Here is an 18,469-nt window from a genome sequence, read left to right on the forward strand (position 1 = left end):
GTTGTCGCTATTCGCCGACAGAATATATGTTCCTAAAGTGATCAATGAACGCCCGCGTTCTTCTTGGTAAGTGCTCACGTTTTGGGTAAAGCAGATAAAGCGGCAAAATCGCATCCGTCTGCCATTCTGGTAGTAAGATCACGAGTTGTTCTTTTTGTGCAGATTCGAGTTTAGCCAGTGCAAATTCATCTAACATGGCTACACCACAGCCAGCCAAAGTAGCATCCAACATGGACTGGACAAGATTAAAACTCAGCGTACTTTCTAACTCAATGCTGCACTGCTGTTGAGTTTGCTTATGCGTAAACGTCCACTTGTCTAACACCAAGTCGCGACTTTTATAAAGGATGTGCTTTAAGTCACCAAGATCCTCTGGCGTACTTACATTTGGTTTATCAGCTAAATACGAGCGATGAGCGATCGGTTTACAGTGTAAAGTGCGTAGCTGATGGCCGACGTATCCCTCTGGAGGAGTATCGGTAAAGTAGAATGCGATATCAAACCCAGCCTCAATCAAGTCGAGAGGCGTCTCTGTGAAGATCACTTCGACACTCACTTGTGGATGTTGCAATCGAAACTCGATCAATGTTTGGCTGAGTAACGCAGCTCCGAAAGAAGCAGACGTCGCTATTCTCAATTTTCCCGATACGATCTCGTTTGCAATGACTTGCTCATTGATCTGCTCAGCGCCTTCGAGCAGTTGCTTTACCTGCTGATAAAACCGCAAACCATCGTAGGTCAAATTAAACTGGCGCGTAGTTCGCTGAATAAGCTGCACCGACAATATGTCTTCAAGCTGTTTAAGTTGCCGACTTACATGCGCATTCGAACATTTCAGTCGCTTTGCTGCGCCAGCAATACTTCGCTCCTCGCACAAAGCGACGTAAAGTGGTACGTAGCTGAGCCATTTTATTTCCATACAGTAATTCTGAATCTCTAAAATCAAACTATTGGAAATAATAGAAAGCCTCTAAACTCTATACAACCTAAATTTGAAAGGATGAGTTATGAGTGTTTTCGACACGTGGTTAAAAGGTCAAGTCATTAAAGATCACATCACTAATCCCAATATCATCGTTGGCGATTACAGCTATTACTCGGGCTTCTATCATCAAAAAAGCTTCGAAGAGCAAGCAGTACGCTACTTGTTGGGTGACCCCGTCACACTTCAAGAATGGCAAAGTAGAGAACCCGATAGCATCGACAAATTAATCATTGGCAAGTTTTGTTCCATCGCTTCTGGAGCCACCTTCATGATGGCAGGAAACCAAGGTCATCGCATTGACTGGATTTCGACCTTCCCCTTCTCTCCTGAAGAATTTGGAGAAGGCGTGCAAGACGGTTTCGAGCGTGCCGGAGACACGGTGGTGGGGAACGATGTTTGGATTGGCAGCGAGGCGATGATCATGCCCGGAGTAAACATCGGCGATGGAGCCGTCATCGGAGCACGCACCGTAGTGACGAAAGACGTGCAACCTTATTCGGTGGTGGTTGGAAACAACCAAGTCGTACGTCAACGATTCAGCGATAAAGAGATTGAAACTCTACTCAATATCCAATGGTGGAACTGGCCAATAGAACACATTAAACAAGCAATGAAAGTAATGTGTAGCAGCCAAGTCGGTGCGCTTGCGGACTACTATCAAGAGCACATTGTCGATTTGTAGATAAACAAAAGCCCACACATCTTGTTGCGACGTGTGGGCTCAGTGAGTAAGAAAGCTTAAACCGCAGCGACGTCCTCTTCTTCCAAGTTCGCCGAGACTTTAATTTCGTATTGATTGAAACGGAACGAACAACCGCCATGAGTGCGCTTTGTCGTTACTTGTTCGTCGCCAAACTGCACCGTCACGCGAGTGAAGACACGCTCTTTGGCTTCGACAATATTTTCTTCTAACGCGACTTCAAAGTCATGTTCCGTTTGTTCTAGCTTTTGCTTTATCGCTTCAAGCTGCTCGTTGTTTTGTGTTTTCATCACGTCAATCTGAGCTTGTTCTTCGTCGGTACGTGCGGCTTTAGGACGTTTCTTAAATTCGAGCTCTTTACGAATCACATCCATCGTGCCTTCTTGAGCGCGTTTGTATTGTTCTTTAAGCTCTGCTAATCGTTCCTTAAATGCAGAATAGCGTGCGAACGCTTCTACCTTAGTGGCGGTGTCGCCTTCTACGCCCAATTGTAAGCACACCACTTTGCTACCGACTTTTGCATCTCCGCCGCTGAGCGTGCCGTTCCTACCGTTCGCGTCTAGCACCGTCAGATTGCGCCCACAAACAATATCGTTATTCATGCTGTGCACCGCCAACTCAATATCTTCGCCGGCTTGCAAATCACAATATTGGGCGTAGCTGGCACGAATCGAACCTTTGGCTTTGACGTGACAACTCTTTGGCTGGCCATCACTCACGGTGTGGCCAATGATCCCTTTACCAACTTGGATGTCGTCTTGCGCTTGTACGTCAGCCGATTCAATGAAGCCGCCTACAGTAATAGAACCCGTCGCTTTAACAATCATGCCAGATTCAATGTTGCCACCGATAATCACATTCCCTTTGAATTTCACGTGGCCTGTATTCACGCCAACGCTATTGAGGCAGAGTGCGTTATCAACTTCGATGGTTTTGTCTTTAATCAGAGGCGTACCGGATACCGATGCAATCAATAGGTTTGGGTCTTGCTTGCTTATCTCGGTGCCCTTGCCTGGCTTCATTGGGCTGTCTTTTCCGGCTTGTGGAGGAATCACTCGCCCTTGAACAGTAAAACCAGGCGTACCTTTGGTCGCAGGCGTGCGGCGCATCACCTCATCGCCTACGTCAACCGCGATAGTTTCACCGAGGTTACGTAAATCAATTTTGTCGCTAGCAGATTGGCCGTCTTTGGGTTTGAGGATGCGTTTGGTGATGTCTTTAACAAGAGGAGTAAAAAGAGCGTCTTTGCCTTTGATAGGTTGCTTACCAACCGCTACAGGTTGAGAAAAAGTTTCGCCGGGTTTGAGCTGAGTGCTGACAACCAACACTTTCTTCAAAGCCAGTTTGTTGATGCCTTTCGAAACTCGCGCTTGAGCAAGGGCTTGAACAATCTCGGGGCCACGTAAACCTCGGCCTCCGTACGCGCCGACAACGTTCATACTGGCGAGCATGTCATTATTCGATAATTCAACCTCAACTTGCGCGTTGCGTTTTTCCGCAATGACGATGCCTTCGTAGGCCTCGGCTTTACGTTCTTTGGCGCAGTTAATGAATCTCACGACTTCCCCCTCAACAACAAACATCTTTTCAGCGTTCATTGCGACGAGCTGCTCGTTTAATTCATTTTGATTTAGCTCACCACCGAGGTCCACTTCTCCCGGAAGACGGGCTATCACCTTGGTCTTATCTTCAGATAACTCAAGACACAGCTTCCACATACCCTTACCACTTTGCTTCCCATCAACACTTTCAGTCTACCCAAATCCGTTTTCTGAACAAACCTCGCATTTCTTATTATAGGGCTCACGTCACTAAAGAAAGTAATCCATCAATAACGGTTAAACAGATATTAAGAGAGCATTTCGATTTAACCTAAAGCTCAATCAAAATACACGCCGAAATAAAAAGGAGCTGGATTTACAGTGTAAAATCAGCTCCTAATAATTTCATTTACAGTGTAAATTTCCCTTTAGTGTTTACAGTGTAAATCGTTCCAAATGTGTCTTACTTCGTCCCTTAACTGCTGCTCAACTTGCCTTCTTCCAGGTAAACCAAATTGCTGAGCACATTCAGTCCAACTACGGTTAAGAAAAAGCTTACTGATCATCAAGTCGGAAGCGGAGTTCAAACCTAAGTTAAGTAACCACTGCTGAAGCCAAGCAGACACGGACTCATAACTGTTACCACCATCAGCATAGCATTCAATTAGTAATAACTTAGCGGGATGAAGTGGACTCATTCCCAAAGGTTGCGGTAATAGAGCTCGAAAAATAGAGGCTTCTAATTTTGGATAGACGTCAGCCACGTTGTTAGACAACACTTCTTCAAATAGCGCCTGAGATTCATCGACCCAAGCCGTCTGTTGGGAATCACAAGGTTTGACCATCAAGACTGAATAACAACCGCTAGCAGCATCGCGCATTGACCCTAAACGAATTGCACGGAAGTTCGATTGTAGCCAGAAATGGACCAACTCTTCCGTCGCACCGAAACTCGTGGATAAGTAAGCAATGTGTTTAGCCGCCATTTGATCAAGTTGCTGCAGCATTTTTTGACCGATGCCTCTTCCTTGCAATTCCGGATGAACAGCAATTCTCATGACTCGCAGCGTCGATAGATTCGCGACATTCGGAAATCCTAGGTGGTTTGCAATCGTAACTGGGGCTAAGTGTCCTTTAGGACGACGCTTACCAAGCTGAATTTCTTCAACCAATTCAGCGTCAAGCCCACCCTCTTCGACCGCTAATATTACCCCCACAACCGCATTATCTTGCTTAGCAAAATAGAGCTGACTGTTGTCGTCTTGCAAAAGGTGAATCAAATCATTCGGCGAGGTCTGATAATGAGCATTAACCAAAAGAGCGAAGCACTCGCGCAGCAAACTAGGCTGCGATATCAAATCGTCCTTATCGGCTTTAGAAAGGGAAATTGAGTCGACCTGGTTAAGTTGATGGTGCGTTAACTCCGCATCCAACAAAAACGCGTCATAGAGCCATGATTCGAGCGCATCATTCATGCTCCAGCGGATGGGCTGTGTCATGTGCCACGTTTTCATTCCCGAACGCTGTTTCTGAAGCCAATCAACAAATTTAATCGTAAAGCCCCGGCCACAACCTTCATAACCGTGAATAGTCGTAGAAAAAATGAGTCGATGATAATGTTCGGTAATGCTCTTGAGCATAGGAACTGGAATTGCAGCCGCTTCATCGACAAGTAACAAATCACATTCAGGTCGACTCAATAATAGTTCATCTGGAGCAATAAATTGAATGGCTCCCTGCCCTGATTCTAATCTGTCCTTCTTAATACGCTGTGCGCTAGGGAGTAAACGTAAAGCATGTTGGTAAACAGGCTCAACGGCTTTTATAGATGGTGCCGTAATTAAGATTCTAAGCGGCTTCTGCTGTAATAAGTTCGCACACGCAATTCCGAGGGCACTTGTTTTTCCACGTCCACGATCAGCGGTCAAAATTAATGGTCGCTTTCGATGTCCTGTCACCACCTTTTCAATTAGAGAAATGGCATGTTCTTGTTCCGTGTAGTGGCTTTCTTTTTCTGCTTGCTTGATGTCTGGAGCCGTTGGCAATGGTTTGTCTTGCTCAATAACAACGAGCTTCTCCCATTGTTTGTGCATCCATTGCTGAGCAAAATTCGCATTTTGTCGCAGCTCAGTAATGACAATAAGAAAACCGCCGCCAACCAATGAGCCAAGCGCGGCGGTAAAACTATTGGCGTCAAAGCCATTTCGAGCATCAAACAATAGAACGTCACACTCTCTGCCTAGCAACATGTGCCCTTGTTTAGACGAAACACTGGATACGTTTTTCAAACCAAAATCACCAACAGAAAACCAACGTTGATGGCGCTGCGTTTTATGGAACTCTGACATCAACGCATTTTGCCAAGAAGCCTCGCCTTGAATGACAACACCAATCCTTTGGAAAGATTGGTGAGCTTGATGTTGAAGTGATGAAAGGAAATCAGATTGTGTCTGCATTTTGTCTATCCAACGTTGAACTGACGCAATGGTATCACATCTTTAATTTGACGCTTCTCAGATATAAAAAAACCGCCCGGAGGCGGTTGATTCAATCATCATTTGTTATTGCAGTTTGGTTTGTACAAACGCAAGAATCTCTTCCATTAAGCTGTCATCAACTTTCTTCAAGTTCAACGCCAGGCTGCTACCTTTTCGGCTATAGCTTGCTCGACCTTTTACTAAGTCGACTTTTTCCGTCTTCTTGCCAGGTTTTGCTGGTGCAAGTTCAGTAATCCAATTTTCGATGCTTTCCGTGACTTCTTTTGTCAGACGAGCAACGCCTTGAGCTGTGCTTCGCTGCCATAAAAACCCTTCGCTAGAGCGACATTTATCTAACAGCTCTTGCTGCTGCTCTGGCGTCAGCGTTGAAAACTGTTTGTGCAGTTTCACGATAGTTGGACGACCGAGATCGCCAACATTCGGATACGCTTGAAGCAGTTCTAACGGTAATGCTGCGGCTTTTAAAGCGCCACTTACCAACGCTTCACTGCACTGGAACATTTTTGCCAATGCTTTCTGATCTTCAGCTTCACCACTATCAAGCTTAGCCTGCATCTCTTTCCCTTTTTCATATAAAGAGAGCGGCTTGTGAGCATTTGCCACATCAGACAAAAACTTAGCATGGTCAGTATTGATGTTGTCAGCAACATAAACCAAAAAATCTTGTTCAGCGAGGATACAAGACATGCGACGACGGCTACCATCTAAAACTTCGATCTTGCCATCTTCAGTTCTACGACCTACAGCTGGATATTGTTGGCCACGCTCTTTGAGTGTGACTAAAACATCAGATAAAGCATGTTCATTTAAGAACGATTGCTCACGAGCGTTATCAACAAATACTGTTGTTTCTGTCGCAACTTTATTTGCAGGAATACGCACAAGTTCAAACTGAACAATATTTTCACCTGCAACTGCTAGTTCAATCGTTTGAGCTTTCTCTTTTGCCGCAGTTTGCGCCTCTTGCGGAGTCACAACACGACGCTTATTCGTTTTGCCAAATAATTTCGCGTTTAATTCAGACGTTTTCAAAGCCATTTACTTATTACCCCTGATTCAATGACGGCCAATTAGAGTGCAGGACACGCTCTAATTCCAGTGCGCTTTTATGAACAGCGTCCTGCGCGGTAGCTAGTGTCTTCTTACCGCCTTCAAAATCGCTTACTGTCAGATCAAATACTGTGCTGTAGGTATCGGCACAGGTTTCAAACGCACGGCTACGAGGAATAGTAGCCATCATAACTTGGTCACCTAGAAGATAGTTCATTTCAGTTAAAACAGAAACTTGCTTCTTATTGTCGTCCTCAAACATGGTTGGCATCAAGCGAACAAACTCAAGACCATTCCAGTCCTCCGGGAACATTTCATATACCGTAGGCAAATGCTGGAAGAAGTTTACTGTTGAAGCCCAGTCCAGACGCTTAGCCGCACAAGGAATTAGCAAGGCATTTGATGCATACATCGCATTCCATACTAATGGGTCAACGTGTGGACCGGTATCAATCATAATGATATCGAAGTCATCAGCAATTTTATCAATCAGTTGCTCTTTCAGCAGACGGACGATATCGAGTGATGGGTCTTCAGATAGCGTTTGCCATGCTTCCGCATTAAACATCGCGTCTTCTGGAAACGCTGAAATCGACTTTAAGTTCGGATATTGCGTTGGCAGCAATACGTTTTTACGTAAAAATTCACTGTCAATTTCCACACCATCAGGCACGTTACCCAACATAATGTCTACCGCAGAATAGATATTATCGTGCTCTGCCATGCTGATTTGCGGGTTGAGGAATAAACGTAGCGAGCCTTGTGGGTCTAAGTCGATTAAACAAATACGGTATCGTTTATCCAAATTTAGCGCTAAACATGCCGCTAAATGAACCGCGGTCATTGATTTACCTGTACCGCCCTTTTGGTTCTGCACATTAATAATCCAAGGTTTGTTACCTGAATTCTTTTTACGCTCATGAAATTTAGGCACTTCAGCCGCATCCATGAGCATGTGTGCTTCTTCTAACGTAATTGAATAATGATTCGCGTTGTTTTTAGTAAATTGATGCCCAGCGGCTTCCATTTTACCAATCGCGTCGTCGAGCTTACGGCGAGTTAGACCAGAACGGGTTTCCATCATCGCTTTCGACATTGGTGGGAAGTAGTTATCGCTTCGCTCTTCTAAAACAATTTCAATACGGTCAGCTTGAACCTGCTGAGTCAGCTCCGCTAACTCAAGAAGGTTTTCAATCGTTTTTTCTCTTTTCATGCCAAATTCCGTTGGAAGGATTTATAATTGCAATTGTACAGCAGTAAAGACCAAAAACAACAAAAAGGTGCACGAACATTTTGAATTACCATCACATAAAAAAACACCCAAATCGACGCTTTTATGATTTATGGTCAAAAAGATAACTATTTTTAATCAAATAATCTTCTCATAAGTGGACACCTAAACTTAAAAATAAAAAGTGTTACAGCGTCACTCATTTACAATGTAAATCAATTTTCTACCGGAACGATTATAATATTAAGCTAAATTACGGGTTATGTTAGACCAACCTAATTTAAACGATAAATAGTAAGTAATATCGGAACAATAAAGATCTGAACACCTTGATCATGTCTCCGAGCAAAATAGGGCAGTTCCAGCGAAACATCTATGGAAGTATGATCAAGGTATGCTTATGATCATGCTTCCGTGTTAATAAGCAAATCCGAAAGCATGATCATGGAAAAATAGAGCAGAGTACGGTGTAAACACGCAAATAAAATAAGATCCATTAATCGGAAATATGATCAAGCCTTAGAATCTCTCGGAAGCATGAGTTTTCTTCTCTGATTTACGGTTGAGTGCAGACAGAATGGGGGATTGAGCAGAAATTGACGGTATAGAAGCCGGAACAATGAAATTGCTCAAGTTGCTATGATAAATCACGCTCTCATGATCATGCTTCCTGTAAATAAGCAGAGACTAGAATTTACTTCTAAATATGAGCGACTTGAATGTATTTTAATCAGATGAGTGATATCTCATCAATATGGACGCCAGAACGATAGATATATTGGCTCTTGATCATCGATCCGAGTATAAATAACATCACCAATGCACAATATAATCATCGTGAAGATCATTATTAAATACTGCATCTGTGGATAACCTGTAAAAACATCATGATCATCGTTTCAAGACTCTTTTGATCATCTTTTCATAACCTTAATGATCATGCTTGCGAATAAATATGATCATGCTTTCAGGTTATTGTTGATCATACTTTCAGACTTCTTATGATCATAGTTCCGAAATACATGGAAATAATAGTCTTATAGAACAAAAGCTTAGCGAAAAATTTCAAGCCAGATCATTAGATCATATAATCAATTAAGATCAGATTAATCAAAAAAGATCAGTTATTTAAAAAACAATCTTTTTTCTTTATTTATGATCTGTTTTTCTTTATTCTTCGGAACCATAGCACAACTACGGCTAGTGTGATCTGGATCTAAAATGACGGCTGATGAAAAAATTCTGATTAAAGCACCGAGAAGCCACAAAGATGGCCATCTTTTTGAGGTACATGAATCCTCTGCGGATTGGGTAGAGCAGTACCAACATTTCAAAGGGGTGACCAAAAGCATCTTAGAGTTGCTTAATCTGATCTCATTACGAGGCTTCAGCAGCAAGGATGGTTTGGTTTCAACCACAGAGATTGTGGAAGCAACAGATGGGCAACTCACACGTGCAGCCCTGCAACAACGTTTGCGCGCGGCAGTAAATATTGGTTTATTTACTCAAACTCCAGTGCGTTTTGAAGAGGGACTTGCTGGTAAAACGATGCTACATAAATTTGTGAATCCCAATCAGCTTATATCTGTGTTGGGAGCAACAAGTCTTGTTACCGACAAAGTTCGCCAGAACGAAAAACAAAAACGTTCGAAAGCATTGGCTCAGACTCAAGTAAACAAACGTTTGTTGAATGAGCACGGGTTAAACACACCTCCCACGATGAAAGATGAAGCCGATCAATTTGTTGTATCTCCAACAAATTGGGCTGGGATCATTGACCAAGCACTTGCGCCACCAAGAACTCGAAAAAGTTATCAGAAATCCATGGTGTCGATCTCTGGCACAAAAGCCGTTATTGAGACGCGATCATCCAAAAATATCATGACTGTGGATGATCTCATGACCCTGTTCGCTCTCTTCACGTTAACGGTTCAGTATCATGATCATCACAAAGATCAGTATCAGCTTGATGCGGCTCACGTACCAAACAAAACGCCGCTATACATCACTGATATTTTGTCGCTCAGAGGCAAAAAAGACAGTGGCCCAGCTCGTGATTCCATTCGCGATAGCATTGATCGCATTGAATTCACTGATTTTCAGCTCCATGAACTCACTGGCCGATGGCTCAGTGAAAATATGCCCGAAGGCTTTAAGAGTGACCGCTTCCGCTTCTTAGCCCGTACCATCACGGCTTCAGAAGAAGCGCCCGTTGAGGGCAGTGATGGCGAAATTCGTATTAAACCCAACTTATACATCTTGGTGTGGGAACCGTCGTTCTACGAAGAACTACTAACACGCGATTATTTTTTCTTGTTCCCACCAGAAATCCTGAAACAGCATACGTTGGTGTTCCAGCTGTATTCGTTTTTCCGTAGCCGTATGGTGCGCCGACACACAGATTGCATGCTGTTGAGCGAGTTAAATCAGAAGCTTGCACGTAACATTGAATGGCGTCGGTTCTCAATGGATCTGATCCGTGAGCTGAAACGCTTGTCAGACGGCAAAGGGACAGACGATCTTTTTGTGGTGAACTTATGGGGCTATCACTTAACGATCGAAACCATGATCGAGAATGATAAAGTGATGGATTACCAGATCGACATCAAATGTGACGTCGAAGAGGTGCTGCGTTACTCACGTGCTCGTACAACCAACGCAGGCAAGCGCAACATGGCGCCTACGCTGCCAAACCCGCTTCGTAATGAGATGGTAACCCGACAGCAGCTTGAGGAGCTCTCAGGCATCATAGACGGCGAATTTGAGCCCATTCAACGCAAAGCACCGTCTCCAAGAGGAAATTTAGGGCGACGCGTGAAGCAAAGAAAACATTTGGTAGAGATCAATGCTGATGAGATCACCATTACTCTATCTAAATATACCTCACCAGAGGCTCTAGAACGCAGTATAACGGCTTTGTCTGCGATGACAGGGCACTCGTATGCCTCAATCAAAGAAGAGTGCTCAGATTACATAGAGAAGCTCGATTGGCTAAGGGTAGGGGATGAGCCGATTCCTTATGAGACATTAAGTAAAACCGTCGAGCTGTTTAACACCCAGAACGATGTTAAGCATCTTACCATCGAGCGCTTGATTGCGGGGTTAGCGGTGCGTCGGAAAGTTTGTCGTCAAATCTTCGATGGTCACATGGATGAAATGGTATTTCGTGCCTTGGATGAAATGGCGATTTAAAAGTGTCGCTTGATGTGTATCAAGCTATAGGTGTGATGTATCGGTTTGAAATGTAACAATGTCTTTCGATGATAAAAAACAGACTTAACTCTTACAAACCACTGACATTAGAAGCCAAGCCTAATACTACTATTTATCCCGAATAGACAACCTTTTGTCCTTTCTGATGATTAATAGATTGGCTCATATTGTTACATTCATTCTGAATAGACTTCGCGAGTTTCTCCTCAGGAAACTCGCTTTTTTTTGCCTAAAATTCCGCTAATTAAGCCTTGATCATTTTTCCGGACTAATGAGGTAAACCTTGATCATGCTTCTTTGATTCATTCCAGTGTAATGAACGCATCAACGCAACATGTGATTCGATTAAGCTATGGGCTTGTTCCTGCCACTTGTTTTGATCACACTGCTGATTACAAAACTCTAACGCCACAACGGTGAGATGCTGAAGTCGTCTCAAACACCAATCTTTGATCAGAATATCAGTCGAGACTTGGCATGCTGCTTGTTCAAGCTTTGCACTCGTATAAAGCAAGGTTTGATATGCTTTCTGAGGGTCTTGGTACCTTGCATGTTGAAACACGCGTAAACATCCATCCAACCAGCAAGCAATCGCTTTACTTTGAAGATCACTCAATTCGGGTCCAAACACGTCATCAGGCACCTGATATAAGATCGTTTCCAATTTTTCTACTTGATCATGTTTCCGCTGTTCGTACCACATGGCGATTTGATCTTGCCAAGTACTCAAATCCATTACGCTGCCTCAGTCCATTGTTTTACATAGTGATTTGGCCCTATTTGATCAAATTCGTCGACAATTATGCTGCTACGTTGACGAATTTCATCGGCATCTATCGAATAGTTTGGCTCATTTTTCACTAAGTTACCAAAAGGTAAGTCAGGATCAGGAACGGCAGAAATCAACAGCTTAGTATAAGGATGCTGCGGATTCTTAAGTATTGAATGAGTGTCGCCCCATTCAACGATTTGCCCTTTGTACATTACTGCGGTTTCTTCCGCGATGTAGTGCGCAGTCGCCAGATCATGAGTGATGTATAAAAAACCAATTCCCAGTTCTTGCTTCATTCGTTGCATTAAATTCAACACTCCCAAGCGAATAGAAACATCCAGCATAGACGTAGGCTCATCCGCAAGAATGATTTGCGAACCTACCGCTAAAGCCCTTGCTAAGTTTACCCGCTGACGTTGCCCACCACTGAGTTCGTGAGGGAACTTATTCAGTGTCTCTTCTGGTAGTTCCACCAGCTTTAGAAGCTCTTCCAAGCGGGCTGGGATGTCGCGCTCGTTTTTGACTTGTTTATGAATTTTTAAAGGACGTGTTAGGTGATGGCGAATGGTATGAGTTGGATTGAGAGAGCCAAACGGATCTTGAAACACCATTTGTACTTTACTGCGATATTCTTGTAGAGCCGATCGTGACGTGATCTCATTTATGTCAGTGCCATTGAAAAGGATCTCGCCTTCCGTTGCAGGATAGACTTTGGTTATTAAGCGAGCGCAAGTACTCTTACCGCAGCCTGACTCTCCAACCAAAGCCAAGGTTTTTCCTGCGTACAGATCAAAAGTCACTCCTTGAAGCGCACGAAAGGTTTCCTCTGTCGCTAAACCACCGCCCACTTTGAATTCTTTAATCACATTTTTCATTTGGATGATAGGCTGGCTCATGGTTACGCTCCTTGTAACTCTGGTTGTTTGTGGACGTCATGGATGTTTGGGAAAGAAGCCCATAGCTTTTGCGTGTAGGGGTGTTGAGGATGATTGCGTATATCGTATGCTCGATTGACTTCGACGATTTCTCCGTGACGCATGATTGCAATTCGATCACATAGTTGGCTCATGAGTGCCAGGTCATGAGTGATAAAGAGGAATGAAAAACCGAACTCATCTCTAAGCTGATAAATTTGCTGTAAAATTTCTCTCTGTACCACTACATCTAATGCTGTTGTGGGTTCATCCATAATGATCAGTTTTGGATTTAGAGACAAAGCAATGGCTATCACCAAGCGCTGACGCATTCCTCCTGAAAATTGATGAGGATATTCTGCTAAGCGTTCTCGAGGAATATTGACCAAGTCCAACAACTTTTCTGCTCTATCTTTTGCTTGAGCGTTAGTGAGGCCTTGATGATGTCGTAACACATCTGCAAATTGCTCTTGTATCGTTAAGACAGGGTTGAGTGAGTTCATCGCGCTCTGGAACACCATGGCGATTTCACTCCACCTTAGAGCGGTCAGTTCAGAGTCTGAGATACTAAGGATATCCTTGCCATCAAACCATATTTTACCGCCAGAAATGAACGCTGGCGGCTTATGAAGACGATTTATTGAGAATGCGATTGTGCTTTTACCACATCCAGATTCACCGGCAAGACCAAATACTTCGCCTTTGCCGATATCAAAGCTGACGGACTTTACCGCATTAAAATCACCATTATCAGTGATGTAATCGACGCACAAATCTCGGATCTGGATGACCGGGTCATTGTGGTATGCATGACTTAAGTTAATACCATCCATATAAACACCTTACCAATCTAAAAGATAATTATTATCATTATCAGGTGTGGCGGTTTTTAGAAAGTATCAAACTATGAATCAGTGAAGTGACTCGAAAGTTAGGTGAAACAGGAAGTGGTGTAATGCGTCGTTGATAAAACTAAAGAAGAGCAGAATTGAGAGCTAGATCAGCACACTTTTCGTAGGGGGAATTACTCAAATTTAATCGTAAATTTGTCCCTTGGCAAAACTTAAATGATGAATCTATTAAGGAGTTAACGAAAGGGCGGGAGGGGTCACATTTCCCTACAGTTTTTCTTACCACCTTGTTCCGGTTTTGCTATAGATTACGCATCGAAAACATGGTGTGTTCGGAGGAAATATGTCCATTAATTCTATCGACCATGACGAGATGACCAACATCGCTCACAAATGGGAATTACCTGATGAGGAAACCGTTGTGAAGCCAGAGAAAACAGTGAAATCAGCAGAAGCCAGAAGACGCATTGAAGCGTTACGTGAGATCCGTGAAAGTGGGTTGACCATTGAAGAAGCAAGGGAGCTTGGCTTGATACACTGATCGCCTCAGGTTGGTTTAGCAACCCATAGGGTAGTCGACGGACTGCCCTTTTTATTTTTTCACTCTATTACTCTCTTATTCAAACTCTCCATTTATCTGTCTTGCGCCTCAAAAGCACGAGTTTCACACTCACGTCCCGTCCCGAAGAAGTTTGACAATCTGACCTTGTGTTACTAGATATATCAGTAGCGATATGCTTTTTGTTGATTATCGCAACCACAAAGCAAGGAGCGCAAGTATGGTTGATCAAATCCTTTTTTATGAGCCCGATGAGCCCCACGGTTTTCTCTCAAATTTTTGCCATGCCCCAGTCAATATCTCCTCCCAAACTTGGCCCACCAGCGAACATTATTACCAAGCCCAAAAGTTTCTCGATGCTCAGTTGCAAAGTAAAATTCAGCACGCAAGCACCCCTGACGAAGCGTTTGCTTTAAGCCGCAAATACGAACACTTTGTCAGAAGCGATTGGGACGATATAAAGTTGGCTGTTATGGCTTTCATCGTTAGGGAAAAGTTTCTACAAAATCCACCATTAGCGCAGCAATTAATGAGAACGGGTAACGCTTGCCTAACAGAGCATTCTCATAAAGATGCCTTTTGGGGAGACGGGGGAGATGGTAAAGGAGAAAATCATCTAGGAGAGATTCTGATGAATGTGCGGGCAGAGCTGAGACATGTTGAGCCTTACAATCTCGTGAAGTTTATCGATAAAGCCAAATTGCCCACCCAGTGGGGCACATTTATGATGTACGGCTTTATTGAAGCCGCGACAAATAAAGAGCATCTTGCTCTGGTCTATGGTGAGCCAACAAAAAGTGCAGCTCCACTTATTCGGTTGCATTCGGAGTGTCTTACCGGAGATGCTCTATTTAGCACGCGTTGTGACTGTGGTTTTCAGCTTAATAGAGCGCTACAAAACATCGTCAAAGAGGGATGTGGCGTGCTGCTTTATTTACGTCAAGAAGGGCGTGGAATCGGCTTGATTAATAAAATTCGTGCCTATCACTTACAAGATGATGGCGCAGATACCGTGGAAGCAAATGAGCGTTTAGGTTTTGCCGCTGATATGCGTGATTACGCGTTCTGTAAAGGAATGCTAGAGCATTTGGGGATTGACGCTGTGCGTCTAATGACGAATAACCCACGCAAGCTCGCCGCCTTAAAAGCGGTTGATATTAACGTCATTGAACGAGTGCCATTACAAGAAGGGAATAACCCAAGTAATCAACATTACCTGCAAACCAAGGCGAGTAAATTGGGGCACATGTTTGATCCTAAGTTTGTTAACCACATTAAGTAAGTGCTACAGATTTCCCAGAAACAAAAACGCCAACGTATCATCGTTGGCGTTTTTGTTAATGAGTTGATTCATTGATACTTTTGAATGATTTCATCAATTTCCCCTGAGGCTTTTAATTCAACGAGTCGTGTATTGATGTAATTTTGAGTTTCTGGTTGCATTTGAGGTGAAAAAGCCAGGTAGATTGAGTAGTCAGGAATAACCGAGCTGAAAGGCTGTATCTGAAAATTCTCTAACGGCAAATTGAGTCGCTTTAAGTTGTAAAGGACTCGGGATTCCATCTCGACAAAAGCTGTATCTCCAGGGGTTCGGCTTATCACTCGGTATGCGGCGTTGTAGTCTTTCACGCGCATTTCATTGACACTGCCATTTTCAAAGAACGGCGTTAAATTTGGATAATCAAACCCCAGCAGTAATACAATAGAACGACCATGCATCGTATCCATATTTTTGAATTCTAAAGGCTTCTTGCTACTCGACACCAGTACATGTTTTACAGTGTAAATGGGCTCCTCAGATAAATTTTCCGATTGCACCTTGCCCCAGTTCGGGCTGCCATAAGTTAACCAGTTTGGCTCAGCGCCTTCTTCCAATATGGAAATCATACGTTTAAATGGATAAGTATGATAATTCACTTGGTAATCCGACTCCGCGAAGATAGCGCTGACGATATCGGTCACAATTCCGGAGTGCATTTGTCCCTGTTGTTCAATTTGAAATGGTCGAGCTTGTTCAGCAATGACGTAATAGTTCACTTGATTTGCGGTCACATGAGAACTTACAACAATTAAGCTAAAAGCCAATCTAAGTAGAAGTCTTTTCATCGTATCCTCGATTATTATTTGTGCGTAGCTATATTTAGAGTAGCGCAAGTTTATCGGAGCGGTTTCATATGGATGAAAAAGAGCGATCTCAACGTCGTTTTAGTATCGGCAACCAACTTATGTTGGCGGTATTAACGTTGAGTTTAATCTTTACGGTCATCATTTCTACAGTGAGCTTATATCGAGTTTTTCACGAAGATTTAGCCCATTTAGATGTTGAATTAAAGCAGGTTGAGTCTAGCTATTTATCGAGCTTTTCTGCGAGTTTGTGGGTAGAGGATAGGGAGCTGTTGCTGACACAAGCTCAAGGTGCAATGCGTATGCCCTCGGTGGACTACTTACGTATTGCTAGTGAAGACGAAGTTATCATTGAATTAGGTTCGGCGCTTTCTGAGGATGTTGTCGAGAGAAGCTGGCCGATGCAGTATCGGGTCGGCGATAAAACGTATGATCTCGCGATATTAACGGTTCAATCGGATCTTAGCGCGATATATGAAGATCTTTGGCAGCAGTTCTTTTTTCTACTTACGACAGAAGCGATCAAAATTCTTGTCCTCATCATTGGTGTTCTTTGGGTGGCGTTTCGCTTGTTGGTCAATCCGTTACAATTGCTGTCTGGTGCGGTGAGCGATTTTCGTGGCGGTACAGTGCCGAGTAAAGTGACTCTCCCTAAACGATGGTGCTTTGATGAAGTGAGTGTTTTGGCAGAGAAATACAACCGAAGTGTTGAGAAAGTGAAAGAGCACCAGACTGAGTTAGAGGCTGAACGCGATAGGGCAGAAGTCGCTAATCGTAAAAAAAGTGAGTTTCTCGCCACTATGAGTCATGAGATCCGCACACCGATGAATGGCATTATTGGTGTGTCGTCGTTGCTCAATGACACCGACCTCGATCCCCAGCAAAAAGAGTTTGTAGAGATCATTGACAGTTCTTCTCACTCACTAATGACGATCATCGACGACATTTTGGACTTCTCTAAAGTTGAAGCTGGCAAAGTAGAGCTGGAATACACGAGCTATGATCTTCGCGAGCTACTTGACGATGTCATCAGTTTACATAGTGTCAAAGCCAAGCAGAAAAACTTACAGCTGCTCAGCGATATTGATCCTCACTTGCCAATGGAAGTGCAAGGTGATGCCACACGATTGAAACAAGTTCTGAACAATTTGTTGAGCAACGCGATTAAATTTACCGAGCGCGGCCATGTGAAGCTTCTTGTAGCGTTATCTCGACTTGATGGAGAGACCGCTCATATCCGGTTTCGGGTTGTGGATTCTGGTATTGGTATTGCGAAAGAGCACCAACAAGCAATCTTCGAACGCTTCCAACAAGCTGATGGTAGTACCACCAGAAAGTATGGTGGGACAGGGCTTGGTTTGGCGATAGCTGCACAGTTGGTTAACTTGATGGGAGGGGAAATACAACTAACAAGTGAGCTTGGGCTGGGAAGCTGTTTTGAATTTTCGATTCCTGTTGCTGTAATAAATGCGCAATCGACCTATACCGACCAACTTAATGTATTAGATTTCCGGAAAGCGGAAGACAACGAAATCAGCCCTCAAGATAATGATAAACCTTGGGTATTGGTTGTTGAAGATACCATCGTCAATCAGAAGGTAGTTCGCATCATGTTAGAAAAACTGGGTGTGCGAGTGAGTGTCGCCAACCATGGCGAAGAAGCATTGCAGCTGTGTGATCAGCAGCCTTTCGATTTGATTTTTATGGACTGCCAAATGCCTGTGATGGATGGGTTTATTGCTACGGAGCGAATTCGAAAAATGGGAGAGTGGGGGAAACACGTTCCAATTATTGCGCTAAGTGCCAATGTCATTAAAGAGGATCAGCAACATTGCTTCGATGTTGGGATGAACGAGTTCGTGGCTAAACCCGTTACCAAGACTCGATTACAACAAATATTCGAACAGCATTTACCAAAAGCACTGAAAATCAGCGCTGTGCCTAAATAGTTAACTTGAAATCGATCAAGTTAAGTGCGTTTCTATTCTGTAATTGTAACTCTGTGTGATATAGTGCCCGGCTAGTATTTAA

General features: G+C 43.5%; 14 protein-coding genes. 5 read left to right on the top strand and 9 right to left on the bottom strand.

The window, feature by feature from the left end:
• Positions 1-7 precede the first annotated feature (7 nt).
• Complete coding sequence (locus tag R7D93_RS03480; protein ID WP_225495781.1) at positions 8-919, bottom strand: LysR family transcriptional regulator; 912 nt, start codon at positions 917-919, stop codon at positions 8-10.
• A gap of 88 nt (positions 920-1,007) precedes the next feature.
• Here R7D93_RS03480 and catC point away from each other — a divergent pair, with 88 nt between their 5' ends.
• Positions 1,008-1,667 (top strand): type C chloramphenicol O-acetyltransferase, encoded by a 660-nt coding sequence (gene catC / locus R7D93_RS03485; protein ID WP_025516497.1) that lies wholly within the window; start codon positions 1,008-1,010, stop codon positions 1,665-1,667.
• A gap of 56 nt (positions 1,668-1,723) precedes the next feature.
• Here the strand turns inward: catC and R7D93_RS03490 are convergent, their stop codons facing one another.
• The 4 genes from R7D93_RS03490 to R7D93_RS03505 all read right to left on the bottom strand — a co-directional run bounded on the left by R7D93_RS03490 (position 1,724) and on the right by R7D93_RS03505 (position 7,987).
• A complete protein-coding gene (locus R7D93_RS03490) occupies positions 1,724-3,403 on the bottom strand; it encodes a DUF342 domain-containing protein (protein ID WP_225495782.1) in 1,680 nt (559 codons plus the stop codon).
• 251 nt (positions 3,404-3,654) lie between these two features.
• On the bottom strand, positions 3,655-5,682 hold the full coding sequence (locus R7D93_RS03495) for a tRNA(Met) cytidine acetyltransferase TmcA (protein WP_225495784.1): 2,028 nt from the start codon (positions 5,680-5,682) through the stop codon (positions 3,655-3,657).
• 105 nt (positions 5,683-5,787) lie between these two features.
• Complete coding sequence (locus tag R7D93_RS03500) at positions 5,788-6,762, bottom strand: ParB/RepB/Spo0J family partition protein (RefSeq protein ID WP_005374504.1); 975 nt, start codon at positions 6,760-6,762, stop codon at positions 5,788-5,790.
• Between the two features lie 7 nt (positions 6,763-6,769).
• Positions 6,770-7,987, bottom strand: a complete 1,218-nt coding sequence (locus tag R7D93_RS03505; RefSeq protein ID WP_005374503.1) for an AAA family ATPase — start codon at positions 7,985-7,987, stop codon at positions 6,770-6,772.
• 1,239 nt (positions 7,988-9,226) lie between these two features.
• Here R7D93_RS03505 and R7D93_RS03510 point away from each other — a divergent pair.
• Complete coding sequence (locus tag R7D93_RS03510) at positions 9,227-11,197, top strand: replication initiator protein RctB domain-containing protein (protein ID WP_005374502.1); 1,971 nt, start codon at positions 9,227-9,229, stop codon at positions 11,195-11,197.
• Between the two features lie 289 nt (positions 11,198-11,486).
• Here R7D93_RS03510 and R7D93_RS03515 read toward each other — a convergent pair whose 3' ends face one another.
• The 3 genes from R7D93_RS03515 to R7D93_RS03525 are packed head-to-tail and all read right to left on the bottom strand — an operon-like array spanning position 11,487 to position 13,737.
• The gene (locus tag R7D93_RS03515; protein ID WP_065275567.1) at positions 11,487-11,954 is read right to left on the bottom strand and encodes a transcriptional regulator; all 468 of its coding nucleotides are present in this window, start codon (positions 11,952-11,954) and stop codon (positions 11,487-11,489) included.
• Positions 11,954-12,886, bottom strand: a complete 933-nt coding sequence (locus R7D93_RS03520; RefSeq protein WP_225495786.1) for an ATP-binding cassette domain-containing protein — start codon at positions 12,884-12,886, stop codon at positions 11,954-11,956. Before R7D93_RS03520 ends, R7D93_RS03515 begins: the two co-directional genes overlap by 1 nt.
• A gap of 2 nt (positions 12,887-12,888) precedes the next feature.
• Entirely contained in the window at positions 12,889-13,737 is an 849-nt protein-coding gene (locus R7D93_RS03525) for an ABC transporter ATP-binding protein (RefSeq protein ID WP_225495788.1), read from the bottom strand.
• A gap of 361 nt (positions 13,738-14,098) precedes the next feature.
• On the opposite strand from R7D93_RS03525, the gene R7D93_RS03530 reads away from it, so the two are divergent.
• Together R7D93_RS03530 and ribA are read left to right on the top strand one after the other, a co-directional pair.
• Positions 14,099-14,296 carry a PA3496 family putative envelope integrity protein gene (locus R7D93_RS03530; RefSeq protein WP_005374493.1) on the top strand — a complete coding sequence of 66 codons (198 nt, stop codon included), beginning with the start codon at positions 14,099-14,101 and terminating at the stop codon, positions 14,294-14,296.
• Positions 14,297-14,534: 238 nt separating this feature from the next.
• On the top strand, positions 14,535-15,596 hold the full coding sequence (gene ribA, locus R7D93_RS03535; protein WP_005374492.1) for a GTP cyclohydrolase II: 1,062 nt from the start codon (positions 14,535-14,537) through the stop codon (positions 15,594-15,596).
• 68 nt (positions 15,597-15,664) lie between these two features.
• Here ribA and R7D93_RS03540 read toward each other — a convergent pair whose 3' ends face one another.
• Positions 15,665-16,420, bottom strand: coding sequence for a substrate-binding periplasmic protein (locus tag R7D93_RS03540; protein WP_213866644.1), 756 nt, complete (start codon positions 16,418-16,420; stop codon positions 15,665-15,667).
• Positions 16,421-16,488: 68 nt separating this feature from the next.
• Between R7D93_RS03540 and R7D93_RS03545 the strand changes: the two genes are divergently transcribed.
• Positions 16,489-18,387, top strand: a complete 1,899-nt coding sequence (locus tag R7D93_RS03545; RefSeq protein WP_005383197.1) for an ATP-binding protein — start codon at positions 16,489-16,491, stop codon at positions 18,385-18,387.
• Positions 18,388-18,469 lie beyond the last annotated feature (82 nt).

This window comes from Vibrio sp. YT-15 (genome assembly GCF_033337445.1).
GTDB classification, from domain to species: Bacteria; Pseudomonadota; Gammaproteobacteria; order Enterobacterales; family Vibrionaceae; genus Vibrio; species Vibrio alginolyticus.

Bases quoted from the DNA above. Each gene is read 5' to 3' on its own strand.
- R7D93_RS03505 (WP_005374503.1), bottom strand. From the start codon at position 7,987: ATGAAAAGAGAAAAAACGATTGAAAACCTTCTTGAGTTAGCGGAGCTG.
- catC (WP_025516497.1), top strand. From the start codon at position 1,008: ATGAGTGTTTTCGACACGTGGTTAAAAGGTCAAGTCATTAAAGATCAC.
- R7D93_RS03500 (WP_005374504.1), bottom strand. From the start codon at position 6,762: ATGGCTTTGAAAACGTCTGAATTAAACGCGAAATTATTTGGCAAAACG.
- R7D93_RS03520 (WP_225495786.1), bottom strand. From the start codon at position 12,886: ATGAGCCAGCCTATCATCCAAATGAAAAATGTGATTAAAGAATTCAAA.
- R7D93_RS03515 (WP_065275567.1), bottom strand. From the start codon at position 11,954: ATGGATTTGAGTACTTGGCAAGATCAAATCGCCATGTGGTACGAACAG.
- R7D93_RS03495 (WP_225495784.1), bottom strand. From the start codon at position 5,682: ATGCAGACACAATCTGATTTCCTTTCATCACTTCAACATCAAGCTCAC.
- R7D93_RS03540 (WP_213866644.1), bottom strand. From the start codon at position 16,420: ATGAAAAGACTTCTACTTAGATTGGCTTTTAGCTTAATTGTTGTAAGT.
- R7D93_RS03545 (WP_005383197.1), top strand. From the start codon at position 16,489: ATGGATGAAAAAGAGCGATCTCAACGTCGTTTTAGTATCGGCAACCAA.
- R7D93_RS03480 (WP_225495781.1), bottom strand. From the start codon at position 919: ATGGAAATAAAATGGCTCAGCTACGTACCACTTTACGTCGCTTTGTGC.
- R7D93_RS03530 (WP_005374493.1), top strand. From the start codon at position 14,099: ATGTCCATTAATTCTATCGACCATGACGAGATGACCAACATCGCTCAC.
- R7D93_RS03525 (WP_225495788.1), bottom strand. From the start codon at position 13,737: ATGGATGGTATTAACTTAAGTCATGCATACCACAATGACCCGGTCATC.
- R7D93_RS03510 (WP_005374502.1), top strand. From the start codon at position 9,227: ATGACGGCTGATGAAAAAATTCTGATTAAAGCACCGAGAAGCCACAAA.
- ribA (WP_005374492.1), top strand. From the start codon at position 14,535: ATGGTTGATCAAATCCTTTTTTATGAGCCCGATGAGCCCCACGGTTTT.
- R7D93_RS03490 (WP_225495782.1), bottom strand. From the start codon at position 3,403: ATGTGGAAGCTGTGTCTTGAGTTATCTGAAGATAAGACCAAGGTGATA.